Annotated in this window: 19 protein-coding genes; 14 read left to right on the forward strand and 5 right to left on the reverse strand. The window is 42.1% G+C overall.

Going from position 1 to position 20,462, the window contains the following annotated elements:
- Positions 1 to 25 precede the first annotated feature (25 nt).
- The 13 genes from LZZ98_RS12390 (at position 26) to LZZ98_RS12450 (ending at position 12,637) form a co-directional block, all read left to right on the forward strand.
- A complete protein-coding gene (locus LZZ98_RS12390; protein ID WP_237788109.1) occupies positions 26 to 1,099 on the forward strand; it encodes an NAD(P)H-dependent glycerol-3-phosphate dehydrogenase in 1,074 nt (357 codons plus the stop codon).
- Between the two features lie 71 nt (positions 1,100 to 1,170).
- Positions 1,171 to 1,626, forward strand: a complete 456-nt coding sequence (locus tag LZZ98_RS12395) for a phosphoglycerate mutase family protein (protein ID WP_237788110.1) — start codon at positions 1,171 to 1,173, stop codon at positions 1,624 to 1,626.
- A 30-nt stretch (positions 1,627 to 1,656) separates the two neighbouring features.
- A complete protein-coding gene (gspL, locus tag LZZ98_RS12400) occupies positions 1,657 to 2,796 on the forward strand; it encodes a type II secretion system protein GspL (RefSeq protein WP_237788111.1) in 1,140 nt (379 codons plus the stop codon).
- Positions 2,796 to 3,275 carry a type II secretion system protein GspM gene (gene gspM / locus LZZ98_RS12405; protein ID WP_237788112.1) on the forward strand — a complete coding sequence of 160 codons (480 nt, stop codon included), beginning with the start codon at positions 2,796 to 2,798 and terminating at the stop codon, positions 3,273 to 3,275. The genes gspL and gspM overlap by 1 nt, the downstream gene beginning before the upstream one ends.
- A 90-nt stretch (positions 3,276 to 3,365) precedes the next feature.
- Entirely contained in the window at positions 3,366 to 4,376 is a 1,011-nt protein-coding gene (locus LZZ98_RS12410) for a quinone-dependent dihydroorotate dehydrogenase (RefSeq protein WP_237788113.1), read from the forward strand.
- Positions 4,373 to 4,960 (forward strand): CvpA family protein, encoded by a 588-nt coding sequence (locus LZZ98_RS12415; protein WP_237788114.1) that lies wholly within the window; start codon positions 4,373 to 4,375, stop codon positions 4,958 to 4,960. The genes LZZ98_RS12410 and LZZ98_RS12415 overlap by 4 nt, the downstream gene beginning before the upstream one ends.
- Before the next feature lie 24 nt (positions 4,961 to 4,984).
- Complete coding sequence (purF, locus tag LZZ98_RS12420) at positions 4,985 to 6,523, forward strand: amidophosphoribosyltransferase (protein ID WP_237788115.1); 1,539 nt, start codon at positions 4,985 to 4,987, stop codon at positions 6,521 to 6,523.
- Between the two features lie 129 nt (positions 6,524 to 6,652).
- Positions 6,653 to 8,503: a M48 family metalloprotease gene (locus tag LZZ98_RS12425; RefSeq protein ID WP_442862710.1), complete on the forward strand. Its 1,851-nt coding sequence runs from the start codon at positions 6,653 to 6,655 to the stop codon at positions 8,501 to 8,503.
- Positions 8,504 to 8,600: 97 nt separating this feature from the next.
- A complete protein-coding gene (locus LZZ98_RS12430; protein WP_237788117.1) occupies positions 8,601 to 9,266 on the forward strand; it encodes a hypothetical protein in 666 nt (221 codons plus the stop codon).
- Complete coding sequence (locus LZZ98_RS12435) at positions 9,263 to 10,231, forward strand: 2-hydroxyacid dehydrogenase (protein WP_237788118.1); 969 nt, start codon at positions 9,263 to 9,265, stop codon at positions 10,229 to 10,231. Before LZZ98_RS12430 ends, LZZ98_RS12435 begins: the two co-directional genes overlap by 4 nt.
- 86 nt (positions 10,232 to 10,317) lie before the next feature.
- Positions 10,318 to 11,757: a M48 family metalloprotease gene (locus LZZ98_RS12440; RefSeq protein WP_237788119.1), complete on the forward strand. Its 1,440-nt coding sequence runs from the start codon at positions 10,318 to 10,320 to the stop codon at positions 11,755 to 11,757.
- A 72-nt stretch (positions 11,758 to 11,829) separates the two neighbouring features.
- Positions 11,830 to 12,198, forward strand: a complete 369-nt coding sequence (locus LZZ98_RS12445; RefSeq protein ID WP_237788120.1) for a GFA family protein — start codon at positions 11,830 to 11,832, stop codon at positions 12,196 to 12,198.
- Between the two features lie 76 nt (positions 12,199 to 12,274).
- Complete coding sequence (locus LZZ98_RS12450) at positions 12,275 to 12,637, forward strand: hypothetical protein (RefSeq protein WP_237788121.1); 363 nt, start codon at positions 12,275 to 12,277, stop codon at positions 12,635 to 12,637.
- 92 nt (positions 12,638 to 12,729) lie between these two features.
- Here LZZ98_RS12450 and LZZ98_RS12455 read toward each other — a convergent pair whose 3' ends face one another.
- Both LZZ98_RS12455 and rpsU read right to left on the reverse strand, forming a co-directional pair.
- Positions 12,730 to 13,176, reverse strand: a complete 447-nt coding sequence (locus LZZ98_RS12455) for a GatB/YqeY domain-containing protein (protein ID WP_086176031.1) — start codon at positions 13,174 to 13,176, stop codon at positions 12,730 to 12,732.
- A 34-nt stretch (positions 13,177 to 13,210) separates the two neighbouring features.
- The gene (rpsU, locus tag LZZ98_RS12460; protein ID WP_001136722.1) at positions 13,211 to 13,426 is read right to left on the reverse strand and encodes a 30S ribosomal protein S21; all 216 of its coding nucleotides are present in this window, start codon (positions 13,424 to 13,426) and stop codon (positions 13,211 to 13,213) included.
- 145 nt (positions 13,427 to 13,571) lie between these two features.
- Between rpsU and tsaD the strand changes: the two genes are divergently transcribed.
- Positions 13,572 to 14,588 (forward strand): tRNA (adenosine(37)-N6)-threonylcarbamoyltransferase complex transferase subunit TsaD, encoded by a 1,017-nt coding sequence (tsaD, locus tag LZZ98_RS12465; protein ID WP_237788122.1) that lies wholly within the window; start codon positions 13,572 to 13,574, stop codon positions 14,586 to 14,588.
- Between the two features lie 228 nt (positions 14,589 to 14,816).
- Here tsaD and LZZ98_RS12470 read toward each other — a convergent pair whose 3' ends face one another.
- The 3 genes from LZZ98_RS12470 to LZZ98_RS12480 all read right to left on the reverse strand — a co-directional run bounded on the left by LZZ98_RS12470 (position 14,817) and on the right by LZZ98_RS12480 (position 20,331).
- Positions 14,817 to 16,223: a PepSY-associated TM helix domain-containing protein gene (locus LZZ98_RS12470; RefSeq protein ID WP_237788123.1), complete on the reverse strand. Its 1,407-nt coding sequence runs from the start codon at positions 16,221 to 16,223 to the stop codon at positions 14,817 to 14,819.
- Between the two features lie 67 nt (positions 16,224 to 16,290).
- Positions 16,291 to 18,447, reverse strand: coding sequence for a TonB-dependent receptor (locus tag LZZ98_RS12475; RefSeq protein WP_237788124.1), 2,157 nt, complete (start codon positions 18,445 to 18,447; stop codon positions 16,291 to 16,293).
- A 1,011-nt stretch (positions 18,448 to 19,458) separates the two neighbouring features.
- Positions 19,459 to 20,331, reverse strand: a complete 873-nt coding sequence (locus tag LZZ98_RS12480; RefSeq protein ID WP_237788125.1) for an ATP-binding protein — start codon at positions 20,329 to 20,331, stop codon at positions 19,459 to 19,461.
- Positions 20,332 to 20,462: the final 131 nt, after the last annotated feature.

The following is a 20,462-nucleotide window of genomic DNA, read 5'->3' on the forward strand; positions in this document are numbered from 1 at the left end:
AATCATGAGTTGAGATATAAAAATAATGTCAGAGTTGAAATTTTCAGATCTTGTTGAACCAGTTGCAATCGATCAAAAAACGGCTTTGCGTGTAACGGTATTAGGGGGTGGTAGTTTTGGTACTGCTATGGCCAATACTGCGGTACGTAATGGTTGCGATACCATGATCTGGATTCGTGATGAAGCGGCAGCAGCAGAAATTAACCAGACCCATATCAATAAACGCTATTTACCCGATTTTGTTTTGGAACCGGGTTTAAAGGCAGTTTCGGATCTGGAAACTGCCGTTTGTGATCGTGACATTATTTTAGTGGCTATTCCGAGCCATTCTTTTCGCGATGTACTGAAACAAATTAAGCCTTTTATTACTTCGCAGGCCGTTATTTCCTTGACCAAAGGGATTGAGGCAAAAACTTTCCATTTTATGAGCGATATTATTCGTGAGGAATTGCCTCAGGTTCCGTATGGTGTACTTTCAGGACCAAACCTGGCCAAGGAAATTATGGCCGGACAACCTGCAGGAACGGTGATTGCCAGCCAATCGGAACTGGTGCGTTATGCCGTACAGCAAGCATTGCATAGTGCATTGTTCCGGGTTTTTGGTAGCGATGATGTGCATGGTGTGGAGCTGGGTGGGGCGTTAAAAAATATCTATGCTGTTGCCATGGGTATGGCTGCTGCTTATAAGGTGGGTGAAAACACCAAGAGCATGATTTTAACCCGTGCACTGGCAGAAATGAGCCGTTTTGCAGTGAAGTTGGGTGCAAATCCTCTGACTTTTCTTGGTTTATCAGGCGTGGGTGATTTGTTTGCCACCTGTAATAGTCCGCTCAGCCGTAACTATCAAGTTGGGTTTGCCCTGGGTTCTGGTAAAAGTCTGGAGCAGGCCACTAAAGAATTGGGTCAAACCGCTGAAGGGATTAATACCATTGTACAGGTGCGCAGCCGTTCGGAAGAATTGGATGTGTATATGCCAATTACCAGTGCCTTATATGATGTGATTTTTGAGGGAGCTCCACCTTTAAGCATCGCACTTTCACTCATGAAAAATGGGCATCGTAGTGATGTGGAATTTGTTTTGCCTCATAATGAAGTGTAATTTTTTAATAAGATTCTTACCTTCATAAAGCCTGGTTATAATTGCTGCATATTCGAAAATAAGGAAATTTTATGCAACTTACCTTAGTCCGTCATGGTGAAGCTGCTCCAGCAGTGCATGGCAATGATGACAAGCGGCCTTTAACCGAGCGTGGGCATACGCAGGCACAATTCACCGCAGAATATTTAAAGAACATGATTCAGCCAGATGCTTTTGTGGTGAGTCCTTTATTGCGCGCGCAAGAAACTTTGGCTCATCTGTTACATTATTTTCATGATGTGCCAGTCTTGGTGTGCAATAAAATCAAACCCGATGACGACGCGAAATTGGCAGTGGACTGGTTGTCACAGCTTCCTTATGAATCCATTGTGGTGGTGTGTCATATGAATGTGGTGGCACATATTTCGTCATTGTTGACAGCAGAACCTTTTCATCCGTATGCTTTGGCTGAAGCGCGGATCTATGAGCAGGCAGTCATTGCAACTGGGTTATCAACCCAGTTAAAAAGTTTTATTCCAAACGCATAAAATATTAATTAAAACGGCAGAAAAACATTAATGTTGTATTTATGGATGCCTGAAGCCAATGGGGTTTGGCAATGGTCGACTGGAGAGAGCTGGTCTCAGGCCGCTAGTCTTGAACAGTTGATTCAAGATACTCAAGGCTATCATGGGCAAGAAGCGGTGGTTTTTTTCCCCAGTCGCGATGTGCAAATGCTGCAACAGAGTCTGGCCAAGCCTCAATACAAGAAATTGGGTGTGGACGGGGTAAAATACTTATTAGAAGAATTTGTGGTTTTACCCATCGATTCCATGAAAGTATTGCATCATTTTCAAAATCCCGATCGGCTGGTTATTTTGGGCGTGGCACATAGTACCGTTGAAACCTTGCAACATGCTTTGAACCTCATTCCGGTTAAAGTTATTTCCTTATTGCCTGATTTTCTCATTTTGCCGGTTCCAGAAGTGGGGCAAACCATTATTGCCAACCTGTCCGGGCACTTGCTGGTACGTGAAAGTGAATTTATGGGAAATTCTGTAGATGATCTGGCACTTTTTTTAGATTATCAGCCTCCGGGGCAATCTTATAAAATCAGCAACTTTACTGCTGAACAAATGCAAAGCCTTGAAGCCATGGTGACGCATGAACAGATTAAAACTTTTGATTATGCCGTGCCTTTATTAAAAAAAGCACAACATCATCCTTTTAATGTTCTGCCCAAAGCCAAAAATAGCACGGGTGTATCTGGCTATTGGAAAGCGTGCGCTGCGGTATTGGTTGCTGCTTTAGTGGTTCAATTTGGCTATGATGTAACCCGCTGGTATAAATATAAAAAGGTGGCAGACCAGACTGCATTGCAAGCTGTTGATCAGTATAAATACTGGTTTGGGCAGAGTAGCCGTGTTACTGAACAGAATTTAAAAAGCCAGTTTGAAAGTCATGTGCGCTTAAATAAAAGTGCTAACACCCAAGCTTTGCAGTTGCTGAGCCGTATTGGGCCGGTGCTCATGCAAAACCAGATTGTGGCTAATCGTGTTCATTACGAGGCTTCAGCTTTAAACATGGAATTGAAGGCGAATTCATCTACTGTGCTGCAAAATTTAATCCAGCAGCTGAATCAGCAAGGCTTTAAGGCAGAATTGGGTAATATTCAGCCGAACGGTGCGGGTGTAATGGGATTGGTGAAAATACAATAATGAATAGCTCAGAAAAACTGCAAAACTCGATTGATCAGTCCATTGAAAGAATCACTGATTATCTGGATCGGCTGTCTGTACGTGAACGTTATATGGTGATCTTTACCACTATTTTTGTTGTGGTTGCGTCCATTGGTTCAGCGCTTTGGTATATGCATGCTGCCGCGAATAAACAGCAGAATCGGGTCAATGATTTAAAAGACATGATGGTGTGGATGCAAAGTAATGCGGTGACCATGAAACCTGCAGATGATTTGCAGTTGTCTGCAGCTGATAAGGTGCAGCGTGTTGCTCAGCAGCAGGGATTATCTGTGGCATCGCAACAAGCAGGTGAGCAAATTCAGATTGTGGTAGTGCATGAAAGTTATGCGATTCTGGCCAATTTTTTAACCCAATTGACGCAAATGGGTCTAAGCCTTGAAAAAATAGAATTAATTTCCGAGGCGGGGCAGATTAAATTAACAGCGACAGTGCAATAATGGGTAAAAATAAAGATCTGCTAAGCATGGTGTTTTGTACAGGCTATGCCTATAATATGGCGACTTAAAAAGCAGTAGACTTTTATAGATATGTTGTATTCTCTTGCCCGCCCTTTGTTGTTTTCTTTAGCACCAGAGCGTGCACATGAGCTAACATTATCGTTATTGAAATCAGCTCATCGTATGGGCATGATGCGTCAAAACGTAGCGTCCAAACCTGTGACCTGTATGGGAATCGAATTTCCCAATCCAGTGGGTTTGGCTGCCGGCTTAGACAAAAATGGCGCTTATATTGATGCCCTGGCTGGACTGGGGTTTGGTTTTATTGAAATTGGAACCATTACACCGCGTCCACAAGCGGGCAATCCACATCCCCGTTTATTCCGTTTACCTGAAGCCAAAGCCATTATTAACCGTATGGGGTTTAATAATGATGGGGTGGATAAACTGGTTGAAAACGTCAAAGCAGCTAAATTCAAAGGCATTTTAGGCATTAATATTGGTAAAAATGCCGATACGCCGGTTGAAAATGCAGTAGATGACTATCTGATCTGTCTGGAAAAAGTCTACAACTACGCTTCGTATATTACTGTCAATATTTCATCACCGAATACCAAAAATTTGCGTAGCCTGCAAAGCGGCGATGCACTGACCGAATTGTTGCAAACCTTAAGAAAACGTCAGCTTGAACTGGCTGAAGAACATCAGCATTATGTCCCTTTGGTGCTTAAAGTTGCACCAGATCTGACTGCCGAAGATATCGAGTTTATTGCGAAACAACTCATCCAGTTTAAAATTGATGGTTTGATTGTGACCAATACCACCTTGTCTCGTGAAGGTGTAGAAAATCTGAAGCATGGCGATGAAGCCGGGGGCTTGTCTGGTGCTCCGGTATTTGAAAAAAGTACTGCTTGTCTGGCAGCTTTTGCTAAAGCACTGAAAGGTCAGATTCCATTGATTGGCGTGGGCGGTATTTTGTCAGGTGAACAGGCGGTTGCGAAACAGCAAGCAGGCGCTAACCTTGTACAAATTTATAGTGGCCTCATATATACAGGTCCAAGCTTGGTAAAAGATTGTGTTGATGCTTTAAAAACGCCATGAATACACTGGATATCTTCATACTGATTATTCTGCTCATTGGAGGGCTCAACGGTTTGCGACAAGGATTGGTTTCAGCCTTTGCGAACTTGGTAGGATGGATTTTTGCACTGGTCATCGGTGCAAAATATGCAACTATCCTGGCACCTTCGATGGTCTCACTCAGTGCAGATCCAGTAGTACAAAAAATTGCAGCTTTTGCATTTATTGTCTTGGTCATGGTGGTATTAACCTGGATTATTACCGCATTTCTCAACAAGATATTAAAGAGTCTGAAGCTTGGTCCTCTGAATAGACTGGCAGGCGGTGCTTTTGGCTCTTTAAAAGGTTTAATGATTGTACTGATTACCATGCAGGGCATTGGCCCCTGGGTAGAAAGCTCCCCGCATTGGAAACAGTCTAAATTTGTACAACTCCTTATTCCTTATGCACCCTGGGCGACTGAACTTTCTAAAGAAGCGGCGCAAGGGGCACTTGCCCATATCAAGTCCGATGAAGGTGCGCCGACATCTTCCGACTCATCATCTGATAAAACGCAAAAGCATGCAGCGCGTACAGATGAATCGACAAATAATCCTTTTTATTAATCCTAGCTTGTTTGCGAGGTTGCTATGTGTGGAGTAATTGGTATAGCTGGTAAGTCACCTGTTAACCAAATGTTGTTTGATGCATTAACGATGTTACAGCATCGTGGTCAGGATGCAGCCGGAATAGTAACTTGTCATGAAGGGCGTTTGTTCCTACGTAAAGACAACGGTATGGTACGAGACGTCTTTCATACACGTCACATGCGTGCACTGCTAGGGAATTACGGTATTGGTCATGTGCGTTATCCAACAGCAGGTTCTTCAAGCAGTGCTGAAGCACAGCCATTTTATGTGAACTCGCCTTATGGTATTACCTTGGCGCATAACGGTAATTTGACCAATGCTGAAGAAATTCATGAAGATTTGTTTAAAACAGATCTTCGTCACATGAATACCGATTCGGATTCTGAAGTACTACTAAACGTTTTTGCACATGAAATGCACAAGAACGGCAAGTTGAATCCATCACCGGAAGATATCTTTGATGTAGTGTCACGTGTACATGAGCGTTGTAAAGGTGCTTATGGTGTTGTGGCAATGATCACTGGACATGGTTTGGTCGGCTTCCGTGATCCAAATGGTATTCGTCCATTGATTTATGGTTCACGTGAAACTGAAAAAGGCATGGAATATATCATTGCTTCCGAGTCTGTAGCGATTACCGCTTTAGGCTTTAAGGTTGAGCGCGATATTGAACCGGGTGAAGCAATCTTGATTACTTCAGAAGGTGAATTGTTCAGCAAGCAATGTGCTGCAGATCCTGAATATCGTCCTTGTATCTTCGAATATGTCTATTTCGCACGTCCAGATGCAATCATCGACGGCATTTCAGTGTATAAGGCACGTTTGAAGATGGGCGAAAAACTGGCCAATAAAATTATCCGTGAATGGGGTGAGGAGCACGACATCGATGTGGTGATCCCAATTCCAGATACTTCGCGTACTTCCGCTTTGGAATTGGCAAATAGCTTAGGTGTTAAATTCCGTGAAGGTTTTGTGAAAAACCGTTATATCGGACGTACCTTTATTATGCCGGGTCAGCAGCAACGTGAAAAATCAGTACGTCAAAAACTCAACCCGGTTGAGCTTGAGTTTAAAGGCAAAAACGTTTTACTGGTAGATGACTCGATTGTACGCGGTACCACCTGTAACGAAATTATTCAAATGGCACGTGATGCTGGCGCGAAAAAAGTATTCTTTGCTTCAGCTGCACCGATGGTGAAATATCCGAACGTGTACGGTATTGATATGCCTGCAAAAGCAGAATTGATTGCTTCAAACCGTAGTGTTGAAGAAATTCGTGAAATTATTGGTGCTGACCGTTTAATTTTCCAGGATTTGGAAGATTTGAAAGGCGCAGTACGTACCAGTAAAGTACCGGCATTGCAGGAATTTGACTGTTCGGTGTTTGATGGTGTGTATGTGGCAGGTGGTATTGATGCAGCTTATCTCGATAATCTTGAGAATAAGCGTAACGATTCTGCGAAAAAAGCTCAAGATGGCTATATTGATGTCAATATCGATGCTGCATCAGTAGACTTGACTGGCGTGAAAGAAGAATAAATTCTTCTTTCATGCGATGAAAAGCGGGAAATTCCCGCTTTTTTAATTTATGATGAGTAGGTAAATACAATGTAATAAAGGAACTTTACATTGAAGAGTGCTGGTTATTCTTTTATTCAAAACAAAAATATGATTTGGTCTGCAAGTATCTGTGTACTTGCGGTGTTGCTTACATTATTTATTTTAAATACCATTTTGGGGTTGAATGTTTTCTATTTTGATCAAACTCAATCCATCTTCTGGCATGTGTTAAGTCCTTATTTGATCGCTTTATTACTGAGTGTGATGGCTGTTTCTATAGGGTATGAGTTTTATGTTTTTCGTTCTGGTGGACATTCACTGGCGAAACAGATGGGGGCTCGTCGTTTAAACTTAATCGAAAGTATTCCTGAAGAAAGTATAGCGCTTAAAATTACCGAACAGCTGGCTGAAACCTTTTTAATTGATACACCTACGGTATATGTATTGCCTGATGAAGTCGGAGTAAATGCACTTACAGCCGGATTTTATCCACGTGATATTGTGATCATTTTAACCTGGGGCGCTTTGCAGAATCTGGATGAATTAGAGTTGTATGGTCTGTTAAGTCATGAGTTCAATAAAATTTTATCGGGTGAAACAGCTGAAAATACGCGTTTAAAAATTCTTTACAGCAGCCTGACGACTTTGAGCCAGTGGGGCAGTAAAATTGCCAAATTGGGCTTTACCAAGCATGGTCAGGCATATAGGCATAAACTTGCGACTTTCTTTGTGGCTATGGGTGGGCTGATCTGGTTGGTTGGAAGTTTAGGGGTTTTGATTACCCGTTTTATTAAATATATTTCACTCGGTAGCCGCACTTTTAAGAATGATCAAAAAACCAGACGTCTGATTCAAAATGATGCCAATGTGCAAACCTTGCTCAGAATTTATGTGCATCATTCAGGCTCACAAATTCATAGCGAATATGCAGAATCCATTTCACATATGTGTTTTGCCAATTCTTTAGGCCCACAAAACTGGATGAATATTCATCCGCGTATTGATCAACGTATTTATGAGTTGAATCCCGGGCTGGTGCAGGATTTACAGCTTGAAAATTTGAAGAAATTACGCAATCAGCCCTTATTTAGTCTGTTCCGTTCGCTTGATGAGTTGAACAGTGAAGTCTATATACCTTGGAGTTCCCCGCAACCCTTGCCCTTGCTGCGCCTGTCACCAATCAGTTTTGCCCTGAAGGATGCCATTAAACCCTTAAATCCAGAAATTCGAAACAATATGCAGCGTCCTGAATTAATCCAGCGTGCATTGCAGACTGCTACGGGTTCGCGAGAAGTGATGGTAGCCATTTTAATGATTCGGCAGTACCGTGAATTTATTCCGGCTGAAGCCGAAGTTAGCCGTGCCATCGTGGATTCATTACTGCATCTGGATGGCCGGGTGCATATCTCGATCTTTTATGAAGCATGTAAAAATATTGGCAGCATGCCTGCGACCATTGCACGACAGTTTTTAATGAAACTGGCGCGAATCATTCAGGAAGATGGTGAAATAGGTCTGCTAGATGCTTTATTACTGGAACGTGTGAAATATGAATTGAATCTGCTGCCTTTACATACTCCGACCTCACTGGAAGATGTAAAGCCGCAGATCGTGCGTTTGATTGATGCCTTGTTGCATGTACAGCAGATTAATAGCCATAATCAGCTCGATGTACGTAAAAAAATTCTGCGACGGGTACTCACGCTAAAAGAGCTGGAAATGTATGCCGAAATTTCGGATGAGCCGATTGATTTGTCAGAAATCTTAAATGATATTGCAGGTTTATTGCTGCGTGACCGCTTAAGTATTTTGGGTGTTGCTGAGCTATGTTTGTGGAATGATCGTATTATTACCCAAGATGAACTGGATGTTTTGCAACTGCTGTATTGGCGTTTTGGTTTTGAAACCGATGAAATTGTTGAACTGATGCAGAAGAAAAATAGTTTGATGATTGTCTAAACAAGTTGCGATAAAATTAGTGATGATTCAATAAAAGCACAGCAAAAAATCAGTAATCTCGTTAGAATACCAAGTATTCAATGGGTGATGAAAAAAGATGATAGGGCATCAGCGTGACATACTGGCAACATTGGGAATCGATATCTGGATTCCCCGGGATGCTGTATGTCAAAAAATGCCCTCTTCATCAATCTGGCGCGACCAGACTGCACCTGAATACCAGACTGAAATTGTGCTGGCAAAAGCGCCAGCAGTCTTGCCATTAGAGCTTAAGGCCGATCCTGAGCAAGCGATTGAGCGTATAGAACCTGTCAAGGCTCCGGTTTCAGCAAGTACAGAAAAAGTTGAAGTTGTTGCTGAAGCCATCGCAGAACGTGCAGCGCTGCAAATTGCAGCTTTTCAATTGCAAGCCTTAAGTTTGCCACATTGCGTCATCGTGGTTGATGCAACCGAAATGAGCGCTGAGCAGCAGCAGCTTTGGAGTAATATTCAACAGGCAATGCTGGCTGAATATTATGAATTGCAGTGGCCATTTCCTTTAATGAATTTTCAGGATGGTCACGGAGCGGAGAGTTATGTGCAAGGCTTTCTCGATGCAATAAGTGCAGATAAAAATATTATCTTTCTCGGGCAATGTACTTATTTTAGACATTCCAAAAGTATCAATTTGGCTGGTTTGCAGGAAATGCTGGATCAGCCCTTATTAAAAAAACGCTTGTGGCAGTTTATGCAAAAAAGGCCGCAAAACACGGATGGAACATGAAGCAGAAAGTTGTCGTTTTTAGCCAGTTAGATCAGGATATCCTTCAGCGATTACAACAACAATATCATGTAGTCATGATTAACCCGAAACTTGGGGATATCAATGCGCAGCTACTTGAACAGGTTAAAGATGCCGATGCAATGATTGGCGCAGGGCGTCTACTCAATGCAAGTAATTTGGCCACAGCACAACAGCTTAAAATTATTTCAAGTGTCAGTGTGGGTTATGACAACTATGATCTGGCCTATTTAAACCAGAAAAAAATCTGGTTATCCAATACCCCGCATGTATTAACCGAAACCACTGCCGATTTGGCTTTTAGCTTAATGCTGAGTGCAGCACGAAAAGTTCCTGCTCTTGATCAATGGACCAAGCAGGGCAATTGGCAACGTACCGTCGGGATGGCGCAATTCGGGCAGGATATTTTTGCCAAAACCCTCGGAATCATCGGTTTGGGAAATATTGGAGCTGCGATTGCACGGCGTGGTTTTTATGGTTTTAACATGAACATTCTGTACCACAACCGCCGTGAAAAACTGGAACTGGCGCAACCGTTAAATGCCCGTTATTGTGCTTTGGATGAATTGTTGCAACAGTCCGATTTTGTTGTGCTGGCTGTTGATCTCAATGCAGAATCTAAAGCGCTGATGGGTCAGCACGAGTTCGATCAAATGCAGTCACATGCGGTTTTTGTCAATATTGCCCGTGGTTCTGTGGTGGATGAGCAGGCGCTCATTGAGGTACTCAAAGCCGGTAAAATTTTTGCCGCTGGCCTAGATGTCTATGCAAAAGAGCCTTTACAAGAATCTGAACTTTTTGCTTTGGAAAATGTAGTGACTTTGCCACATGTGGGTTCTGCGACTGCAGAAACACGTAAAAAAATGGCTGAACTGGCTTATCGTAACTTGGTAGATGCTCTGGAAGGGCGCACACCTGCGTATGTGCTGAATCCTTCCTTTTCTTAAAATTTGATAACACTTCATTGCAAATTGCTCCAATTTTCAATGTTATAGTCTGATAAATCTTAAAAAAGCAGTTTGAGAACATCACATTGAAACGGTTTTTATGGGCTTGCAACATCGGTTTGCTTTCTGCAATGGCATTGACGCACAGTGCGAATTTCAATTCAATGCCGCAATTTAATGTTCCTGAAATCGGCAGCGGCATTGGTTTGATTGACCAACAAAAAGAAAAAATGATTGGCGAAAAAGTATTCCGTGAAGTGCAACATCAAATGCCGGTGCTGCAAAACCCATGGTTGGAAGACCAGTTAGGTGATGTATTTTCCCATATTCTAAGCCAGACCCAGCTGGGACAGCCCATAGGTCTGGTGATTATCAATGATCCGCAAATCAATGCTTTTGCTGTTCCCGGTGGACTGTTTGCCATCAATACGGGGATGGTGACATCTGCCCGAAATATCGATGAAGTGGCTGGAGTGATGGCACATGAAGTGGCACATGTGTCACAACGTCATTACAGTCGCTCGCAAGAGGCGTTTAAGGGGCAAGGCCTGTTAACTGTGGCAGGATTACTGGTCGGTGCGCTGATTGCTTCCCAAGCTGATGGTGATGCAGGGACTGCGGTGATGCTGGGTTCTCAGGCGGCGTTAATGGATAAACAGCTGAACTATAGCCGTAATCAGGAGCGGGAAGCAGACCGGATTGGGATGCAATATATGTATAGCGCTGGCTTTAATCCGCAAAGTATGGCCGACTTTTTTGAAGTGATGGATCGGTCAACCAGCAAGGTCAGTTTCTTGCCTGACTTCTGGTTAACCCATCCACTCAGTACCGAGCGGATGAGTGAAGCTCGTTTAAGAGCCAATCAATTCCCTCTGGTAAAATCAAGCTTGCATGATGAAGATTTTGAAATACTGAAATGGTACAGCAGGGTCATTTCTAATCAGGCGACAGAACAGCAATTGCAAGTTTTGGCCAATCGCAATAATTTTGCCGGCCAGCTGGCATTGGCTGCATTTTATTTAAAACAGGGTGATTATGTTCTGGCGCAGCAGGTTTTGAATCAGGCGAAAGCACAGCAGCGCTTAAATAATTTATTGGTTTTAATTCAAACCGACATTTATCTGGGACAGAATAAAAACGAGCAAGCCTATCAGGCCATTCAATCAGCAGCACGGATTATGCCGGAAAACCGGGCTTTGGCTTTTAAACTGGCAGAAGTTTATATTCGCCAGAAAGATGCTGCGCAGGCACAGAAGCTGATTCAGCGATTCACCAATAAAAACCCGCGTGATATACAGGCCTGGCGCTTGATGCAGCAAGCTGCAAATCTCGATCAGCAGTCAGCGTTTAGAACCGTGAATGTATTGCGATATCGGGCAGAAGTGGAATACTGGTCGGGATCGGAAGAAAATGCGATTAAATCCTTATTGCATGCACAACGCTTGACGAAAGATAATGAACTGTTGGCTGCAAAATTAAAACTGCGCATCAATGAAATGCAAAAAGAACGACAGTTAAGAATTTAATTCAGGATTTGGGATTTAAATTTGAAATAGCTATTTTACCTTTACCGTGCTGATAAAAATAAGGAGTTGCAGATGATAGAAGGTCAATGCTTATGTGGGGTGGTGAAGTATCGTTATCATGCTGAGATTGAAAAAACCATCATCTGTTATTGCAAGCACTGTCAAATGGCGCAAGGCTCCATCTTTGGATGGAACAGTCCCTTGCAGAAATCAAAATTTGAAATTACTCAAGGCATTAAATTTCTAAAAGAATATTTTCATAGTCCACATAAAGCACGGGTGTTTTGTCAGAAATGTGGCAGCCCGATCTATTCATATCGCTTGGATTTACCGGATATTATCCGTTTACGTTTAGGGACGGTAACTCAAGGTCATGTATCTGCGCCACCCGAACAGGCTTATGTGCAATACAAACCTGATTTTCTGCATATCGATGAATAAAATCTGCTGCTAGAATGATTATGCCTATGATAATCTTTATGTCTTGTGAATTTTAAATAATGAACAGAATCGATTTATGAAAAAAATATTATTGGTTTTATCGGTATTGGGGTGTGTGGGGTTAAATACGGCTTTTGCAGGCGTGGAACAATATGTCGCAGCAGTGGATCAAATCTCTGAGCAGTACAAGCAGGAGAGCAGAAACTTTTTTAGCAGTTTAAATGCGCAACAGACAAGCTTTACGTCACAGCAGCAAACACAGTACTGTGCAATTGTGGGTCGTTATATAGATCGGTTATATCAAGCGGCAGATCAGAACAGGGATTCTTTGGATCGTCAATTTAGACAAATGACTCGGCAAGATGTGATTAATCAAGTCATGTCATCAAGAGAAATGCTGATTTTGAAAAAATATAATATTCAGTGTGATCTGAAATAACAGAAAATATTTATGAGGGATTAGGGGGAAACATTTGAACTGTCTTTGAATAAAGGCAGTTCAACGATAAAGAACGATTTTAGGAGTGGGGATTAGCCAAGTTTCGCTTTAATTTTAGCTGAAACCTGTGCAGGATCGGCGCGCCCGGCTATGAGCGGACGCAGAGAATTCATCACCTTACCCATATCTTTCATGCTAGTAGCTTCTTGAGCAGTAATCGTCTGCGCAATAATAGAATCAAGCTCTTCCTCAGTCATAGCTTCTGGTAGAAATTGAGATAACACCTCAACTTCGGCTTGTTCCTTACTAGCTAAATCATCTCGACCAGCACCTTCAAAGGCTTTGATCGATTCTTTACGTTGTTTAATTTGCTTTTCAATGACCGCAAGAACTTGAGCGTCGTCAAGTTCTTTGCGCTCATCGACTTCGATTTGCTTAATTGCTGCCTGTAGACCACGAATCACCGTTAACTTGGACATTTCTTTAGCACGCATAGTGGCTTTCAAAACATCGGTTATTTGGTTTTTTAAAGTAGTCATTTATTTAGTCCAGGCAGTCAATCACAAATTAATCTTAGTAAAGGCGAGTAGTACGTACTGATTCACGCGCCAATTTCTTTTGGTAGCGTTTAACAGCAGCAGCTTTTTTACGTTTACGTTCTTGAGTTGGTTTTTCATAGAATTCGCGTTTACGAACGTCAGCTAAAACACCCGCTTTTTCGCATGAACGTTTGAAACGACGGATAGCTACGTCTACTGGTTCGCCTTCTTTCAATTTAACTTGTGGCATGAAGAATCCTCATTAAGTTATGGATAAGATCTAGGCTGTATTGCCTTGGATCACAAGTGAAGGACAGTATTTTACTCATTTACATCTCATATCACAAGTCTATAATAGCTTTAGCAATATTTAGATACGGGTAAAAGGCAGTTTAATGATCGTTCTGGGCTTGGAAACTTCTTGTGATGAAACTGGGTTAGCACTCTATGACAGTGAAGTCGGCTTAATAGGACAGGTGTTATATAGTCAGATTAAACTGCATGCAGAATATGGTGGCGTGGTACCGGAACTGGCTTCACGCGATCATGTGCGCAAGTTAATTCCTTTAATTAATCAATTGCTTGAACAAAGCAAGATTAAAAAATCAGACATTGATGCAGTGGCTTATACACGTGGTCCCGGTTTAATGGGGGCATTAATGACTGGTGCTCTGTTTGGTCGTACCTTGGCGTTTGCGCTAAATAAACCGGCTATTGGTGTACATCATATGGAAGGTCATATGCTTGCGCCACTGTTGTCTAAAACTCCACCAGAGTTTCCGTTTGTGGCGTTATTGGTGTCTGGTGGACATACACAGTTGATGGCAGCACATGGTATTGGTCAGTACGAATTGCTTGGTGAATCCATTGACGATGCTGCCGGTGAAGCTTTTGATAAAGTGGCAAAGATGATGGGCTTGCCTTATCCAGGTGGTCCGAACATCTCAAAACTGGCTGAGCAGGGGAATCCTGAAGCCTTTGCTTTCCCGCGTCCGATGTTGCATCAAGGTCTGGATTTTTCATTCAGCGGCCTAAAAACGGCAGTTTCGATTCAGTTAAAAAAAGTGGCAGGTCAAGGTCGCGAAGCCGATATTGCAGCAAGTTTCCAGGAAGCACTGGTCGATACACTGGTAAAAAAATCGGTAAAAACCTTGAAACAGACCGGTTTAAAACGTCTGGTGATCGCTGGTGGGGTAAGTGCCAATAAACGTTTACGTGAACGTTTGGAAGCCGATTTGGCCAAAATCAAAGCACAGGTTTATTATGCTGAACCTGCACTGTGTACAGATAATGGCGCGATGATTGCCTTTGCCGGTTATCAGCGTTTAAAAGCAGGCCAGCATGATGGCTTGTCTGTGACCACTACACCGCGCTGGCCGATGACGGAGTTGACTAATCCAAATCAAGCTTAAACATTCGAAATAAAAAAGAGGCGTAATGCCTCTTTTTATTTACTTAAAAAGCTGTGTTGTGGTTTTGTCCTATATTCAACAAAAAGGCATATTTTTTGAATAGCTGGCAAAATTCTAGACACCTAACTATCTCTTGATGGTGCTGTTCCTAATCTAATGAAGAACGTTGAGCATGCGAACCATGTCTGTGTGTTGAACGGTAGAGTCTCTCAAGATATTCACATAAGTTTAAGTATTTTGATCTTTAAGTCCTAAGTAAAGGGCAACTTTAGGAATTCTGGATAAAATAAATTGTTCTAAGCACAATACAACAATGAGCGATAAACCGAGCAAAGGCAATGCAATACCCAAGATGATCATGGTCAATTTTAATGCCCAGCTTAAACGTCGGGACAAAATGATTGGAGGAGCTCCAAGTACAGCCTGAGGTTTACGTTTAAGCCACATCATTAAGCCGCTGATAGACACAAGAATAAGGCAAAACAGGGTCACGACACCAATAACGACATTGATCCAGCCTAAAAACCGACCTTCATGAATAGCAACACCATAAGCAATTAAACGGTCTAAAAATGCTTGATCGGCAAACTTTTTATGCTGTGTGATTTGACCATGATCATCAAAGATAATCTTTTCTCTTAAGGGACGATTTTGTGCTTGAGATTCTACAGTCCAAGGCTGCTGCATATCTTGAATTTCGGGTTTAATTAAAACTGGATTTGCCAAGGCAAAAGTAGATGCTTGTGCTGTGATTTTATCCAGTGTTTGATTTTGAGCTGCATTTAAATCTGCAGCATGCATTTCACCATGATGCGCAGATTTTTGCTGCTTTGTGAGCTGATTGAATACATGCTGCTGATGCTGTGCCTCGGCTTTGCTGCTGCTGGTCCAATCCTGATGGATTTCTGTATGCGCCGACCATTGACGGATATTTTTTAGCATGGCACCCCAGGAGGCAGACCAGGGTAAACCCGAAACAATCAAAAACAGTACAATTGCTGAAATCCAGAAACCGAGCACACTATGGATGTCTTTCCAAAAACTTCGTCCTGTACGGTTTAGACGTGGATATAGCATGCCGCCCAGTTGCAATTTTCCGCCTTTGCCTAGCCACATGAAAATACCGGTAATGATGAGCACTACAGTCCATGAAGCGGCAATTTGCATGAGATGTGAACCTTTGTCACCCAGCATAAATTCGCCGTGTAACAAGAAAATTTGCCGAGTAAATTCATCATTTTGATTGATGACTTTTAAAATCTGCAAATTTTCCGGATGCACATAGACTTTAATCAGCTGGTCTTGCTGTGCAACTAAAATTCTTGCTGCCGCATCTGGATAAGGCGGCATTTGATAAGCTGAAAATACAGCATGGGGAACGGCATTTACAGCGGCCTGAACCTGAGCAGAAGCAGGCTGCGCATGCTGAATGATTAAATGGTCATAAGGCCGATCAATATAGGCATCAATCTGCGGTTTGAATAAATATATTAAACCTGTGCAAGAAAGCCAGAGTATAAAGGGAATACAAAGCAGTCCCGCATAAAAATGCCAGCGCCATACCGTATTGTAGTGCAAGCCCTGTTTTTGAGCCTGTGGTGCATCAATGTGCTGAGAAAAATTGGAATGTGTCATAAGCATCTCGAAATAGAGATAAAAGCATTTGGGCTTCTATCTCTAGGCAACTATTCACAAGCAGCGCTTAGAAGCGGTACTTCGCACCTATAGTCAAGTTTAACGGCATTGCATATTGGGGGATTGTGCCTGAACTTGAAGTATTGATGCGACTATCTGCCAGATAGCTAACTCCCTGATCATAATAAGCTTGATCGGTAATATTTTGGGCAATAGCAAATAGCTGTAACTTCGGGGTTGCTTGATAGTTGGCACTCACATCTGTGGTCAGTGCACCTTCATTCAGCTGTGTATGTGCGGTATTGTTCCAGTAATCGGCAAAGTCTCGTAACTGCACATTCAGATTGAGTTTGTCTGTGGCTTGCCAGGATGCACCCAGTATGGCATTCCACGTCGGAATCTGGCCTAACTGTTGTCCTGTGGGTGTTATATTTGCGCCCAGCTTTGATTTGGTGAGCTCAGACTGGGTACGTGTATATCCAGCATTCAGGTTGAGACGGTCATTGAGTTGCCAATCTGCAATGAGTTCAAAACCTTGCATTTTTGCATTACCCGCATTGATATACTGGCGTAAATTTGTGGCCGTGCTTACACCGGTATTGCAGTAATTATTGGCACTGCTGCAGTCTGTGCGCACGGTTGCATAATCAATGTAGTCCTGAACTTTATTATAGAAATATGTGCCAGAAAAATTTAAATCTTGATGTTTAAAATCGAAACCAAACTCGGTACCACGGTTGGTTTGTGAACTTAAGTCGGTGTTGGGTACCGTGTAGTTAGCACCACTGATAAAACTACGGTACATCTGGTTCAGCCCGGGTGCAGAGAAGTTTTTATAACTCGCACCACGCAAATCAAGCTGATCATTCAGATGATATTTAAAACCTAGTCGCGGGCTAAAATGGCGTTCATCCTGATCCGCCAAGTTATTTTGAATGGGGCTACCACTATATTCACCATAAGTTTTTGCTTTGGAAGCCTGCCAAAAATCTTGCCGTAAACCTAAGGTAATATCTAAGGGAAGACTGTCGGGCTGATACAAAGCCTGAGCAAAAATGCCTGCGAACTGGTGGGTCGCTTCTGCGGTAATTTTGCCTAAAGCACCTGAACTATTATAAATATTCAGTGGATCTTTCACCTCGATTTGACGATAGTCAACCCCCAACTTAATGTCGTGTAAGGTTTTCCATTGCGTACTTGCAGTCATTGAGCTACCGAAACTATGGTATTTTGAAAATTCTTTTTGGCTGATATTGGCTGTGCCATTATTCGGTGTGGCCAAGCTATAGCCGGCATTAGACACATTCTGCGTATTCATTTCATTGCTTTGATACCAGCCTAAAGTATTTAAGCTCCAATCGGATGAAAGCACAGTTTTCCCGCTTGCAGCAATGCGGTAACTGTTCCATTCATTTTCAGCATTTTGATATTGCAAACCATTTTCTTGGGTTTGGCTGGCTTGTAAGGCAAGCCAATATTCATCCTGCTGATTTGGGGTATAAACGGCTTTAACATTTAAGCTATCCACCTGAGTCTGCGTTTTACTCATCTCGGGGTGGCGGTATTGTTTCGGCGTCTGCCAATAACCATCAGACTGGCTACCGTCATAACTTAAGCCAATTTTTAACTTTTCTGACAGTTCAAGCCCTTGGCTAGCCCCATAGCTTGCAGTATTAAAACTGCCATAACTGGCATAAACTTCGCTGCCTTGCGCAGGCTGGCGTGTGACGATATTAATCACACCGCCCATAGCCATATTGCCCCATAAGCTGGTTGCGCCACCGCCACGGATGACTTCAATACGCTCAACTTGCTCTTTAGGAATCTGAGCCCAATTAATGGTTCTAAAATATGGATCATTGGCTGGAATGCCATCTAATAAAACCAGAGTTAAACCATTGGTGGACGTACCGAAGCCACGAATGTTTAGCAATTGTCCGGTAGGATGAATCTGGGTAGATAAGCGGGCTGGAGCAAATACCCCGGGAATTTTATTGATGATTTGATCAATACTGGTTTGGGGTGCATGTTGTATTTGTGCATGCTGGATAATCGTGGTGCTCATATCCATGTCTTTTAAGTCACTGCCACGGCTTGCCATGACCGATATGGTTGCTAATTGCTGTGGCTTTTTTACATTTTCATCTTCTGCATAACTCAGGTTGCAGGTCAAAATTGCCAGTGAAAGTGTACTGAATTTAAATAAATTGTTCTGTGTGTTCATTACATTATTCCGCCCAGATGAGGACATAAAAGGAAATGCAAAACTGCGTGCTTTAAACACGAAGTATGAATAATTTTTCAAACACCAGCTTATGGTGTGAACACGACAGGAACAGGTGGAGCCCGGTTTTGAAAGAGAAAAAAGTAGAGTTTCTGATGCAGCTTAAAACTGTAAACATGCAGAGGGCGAGGCACTTTGCACAGTATCAATGCCAATAACACCAAAAGGCAGGCCAAAAAAACGGGATTAAAATTTTGACCCAACACTAAGCAGAATTTGCAATATGAGTCTGCTCTATGCAAGGGATTTTTCTTGGTACTGCTCGATTCACTTTGGAGCAAGGGTTCATGCATATGATGCTGTGCATGTTCTAATTTGACATGCTGGGAATGTGGCTGGGGTTCTGTGAAAATAGCAAGTTGTTCACAAACACCAAAACCAAGTTCTGGATGCTTTTGTAAAATAGGCGTAATAAAGACAGAAAGCTGCATCAACCATGCAAAGATGGTCAATGTAATAGTTGCTTTCTGAGTAAATGAACGCAAAATGAATTTACCGATGTGAATGTATACAGAAGATGGTGTTTCTTAATAGCGTAAAAGTTGATAGAGATAAAGAGAATAATTTTTTTTAGTTACATTATTTTAGCCAGCTTGGGCTGTGCAACCTTACATCACTAATTTTGCTACCCTCTAGTAGAATGAATGAAACAGAAATTTATATTTCCTGTGATTGACATGATATTGACAGTTAGGGTCTGGGTGTTTATTAAGTTTAAAGACATCATATCAGTTTAAAAATAAGGTAACCCCTAAGGCATAACAGCTTTGTTTAAAGTTTTATTTTTAATAACTTATACAAGTTACATCAGAAGTGTTGTTTACAATGATTTCGGTAATAAATTTAAAATACAGAAATCTGCTTAATTAAAAAATCCCAGACTCTTCAGTCCGGGATTTTTTGTGGATTGGTCACATTCCAACCCGATATTTAATCAGGCTGCTGCTTTCATTACATCGCTTTCAACTGCTGTGACCCGATCCAGTGTTTAGAGAATTGATAGGCAGCACGACCTGAACGCTGACCACGACCCTGACACCATCTTAATGCTTCAGCACGAGTTTCTTCAGTCATTGGCATATCGGCTTTGGCCAAATAGTGCTGCACAATTTCCAGATACAGGTTTTGATCCATCGGATAGAACGACAGCCACATGCCGAAACGGTCAGACAGTGAAATCTTTTCTTCAATCGCTTCTTGCGGGTGCAGTTCAGTATATTGTGGAACATCGACACGTGTGACTGGAGTATTTTCATGCATAAATTCAGGCAATAAATGTCGGCGGTTACTGGTGGCATAAATAATAAAATTGCTTGCACCGGACTGTAATGAGCCATCCAGCACACTTTTTAAACTGCGATAATTTTCATCTTCTGCGTTAAAAGCCAAATCGTCACAATAGACAATGAATTTTTCCGGGCGACCGGCAATGATTTTTTGAATTTCCGGTAAGTCTGACAAATCATCACGTTCAATCTCAATTAGGCGTAAACCTTGCGATTCATATTCAGTCAGCAGGGCACGTACAATAGAAGATTTTCCTGTACCACGTGAGCCGGTCAGTAACACATCATTAGCCGGCAAGTCTTTTAAAAACTGCAAGGTATTTTGAATGACTTTTTCTTTTTGTTTCTCAATACCTTTTAAATCGTCCAGATAAATTTTTTTCGGCTGTTGAATGGCTTTCAACTGTTTATCTTGCCATTTAAAGGCAGAGGCGGAAAAGTTGGTTTCTTGTTTCAGTTCGGGTAAATTTTGCTGTAGCTGTTGGAGTACAGTAGCAAGGGCTTGTAAGATATTGTCGGGTAGATCAATTGTTGCCATGATTGTTCAGCTTTATGCGTACGAAATTAAAAGAAGAATTTACTTGGGACTGTATATCAAATAGTCATAGTTTGCCAATTGAATCGGGGGTATGATGGGTGAATAATCAATTAAGTATTGTGCACATATGT

The organism is Acinetobacter sp. SM34, from assembly GCF_022012365.1.
In the GTDB taxonomy this organism is placed as follows: Bacteria; Pseudomonadota; Gammaproteobacteria; order Pseudomonadales; family Moraxellaceae; genus Acinetobacter.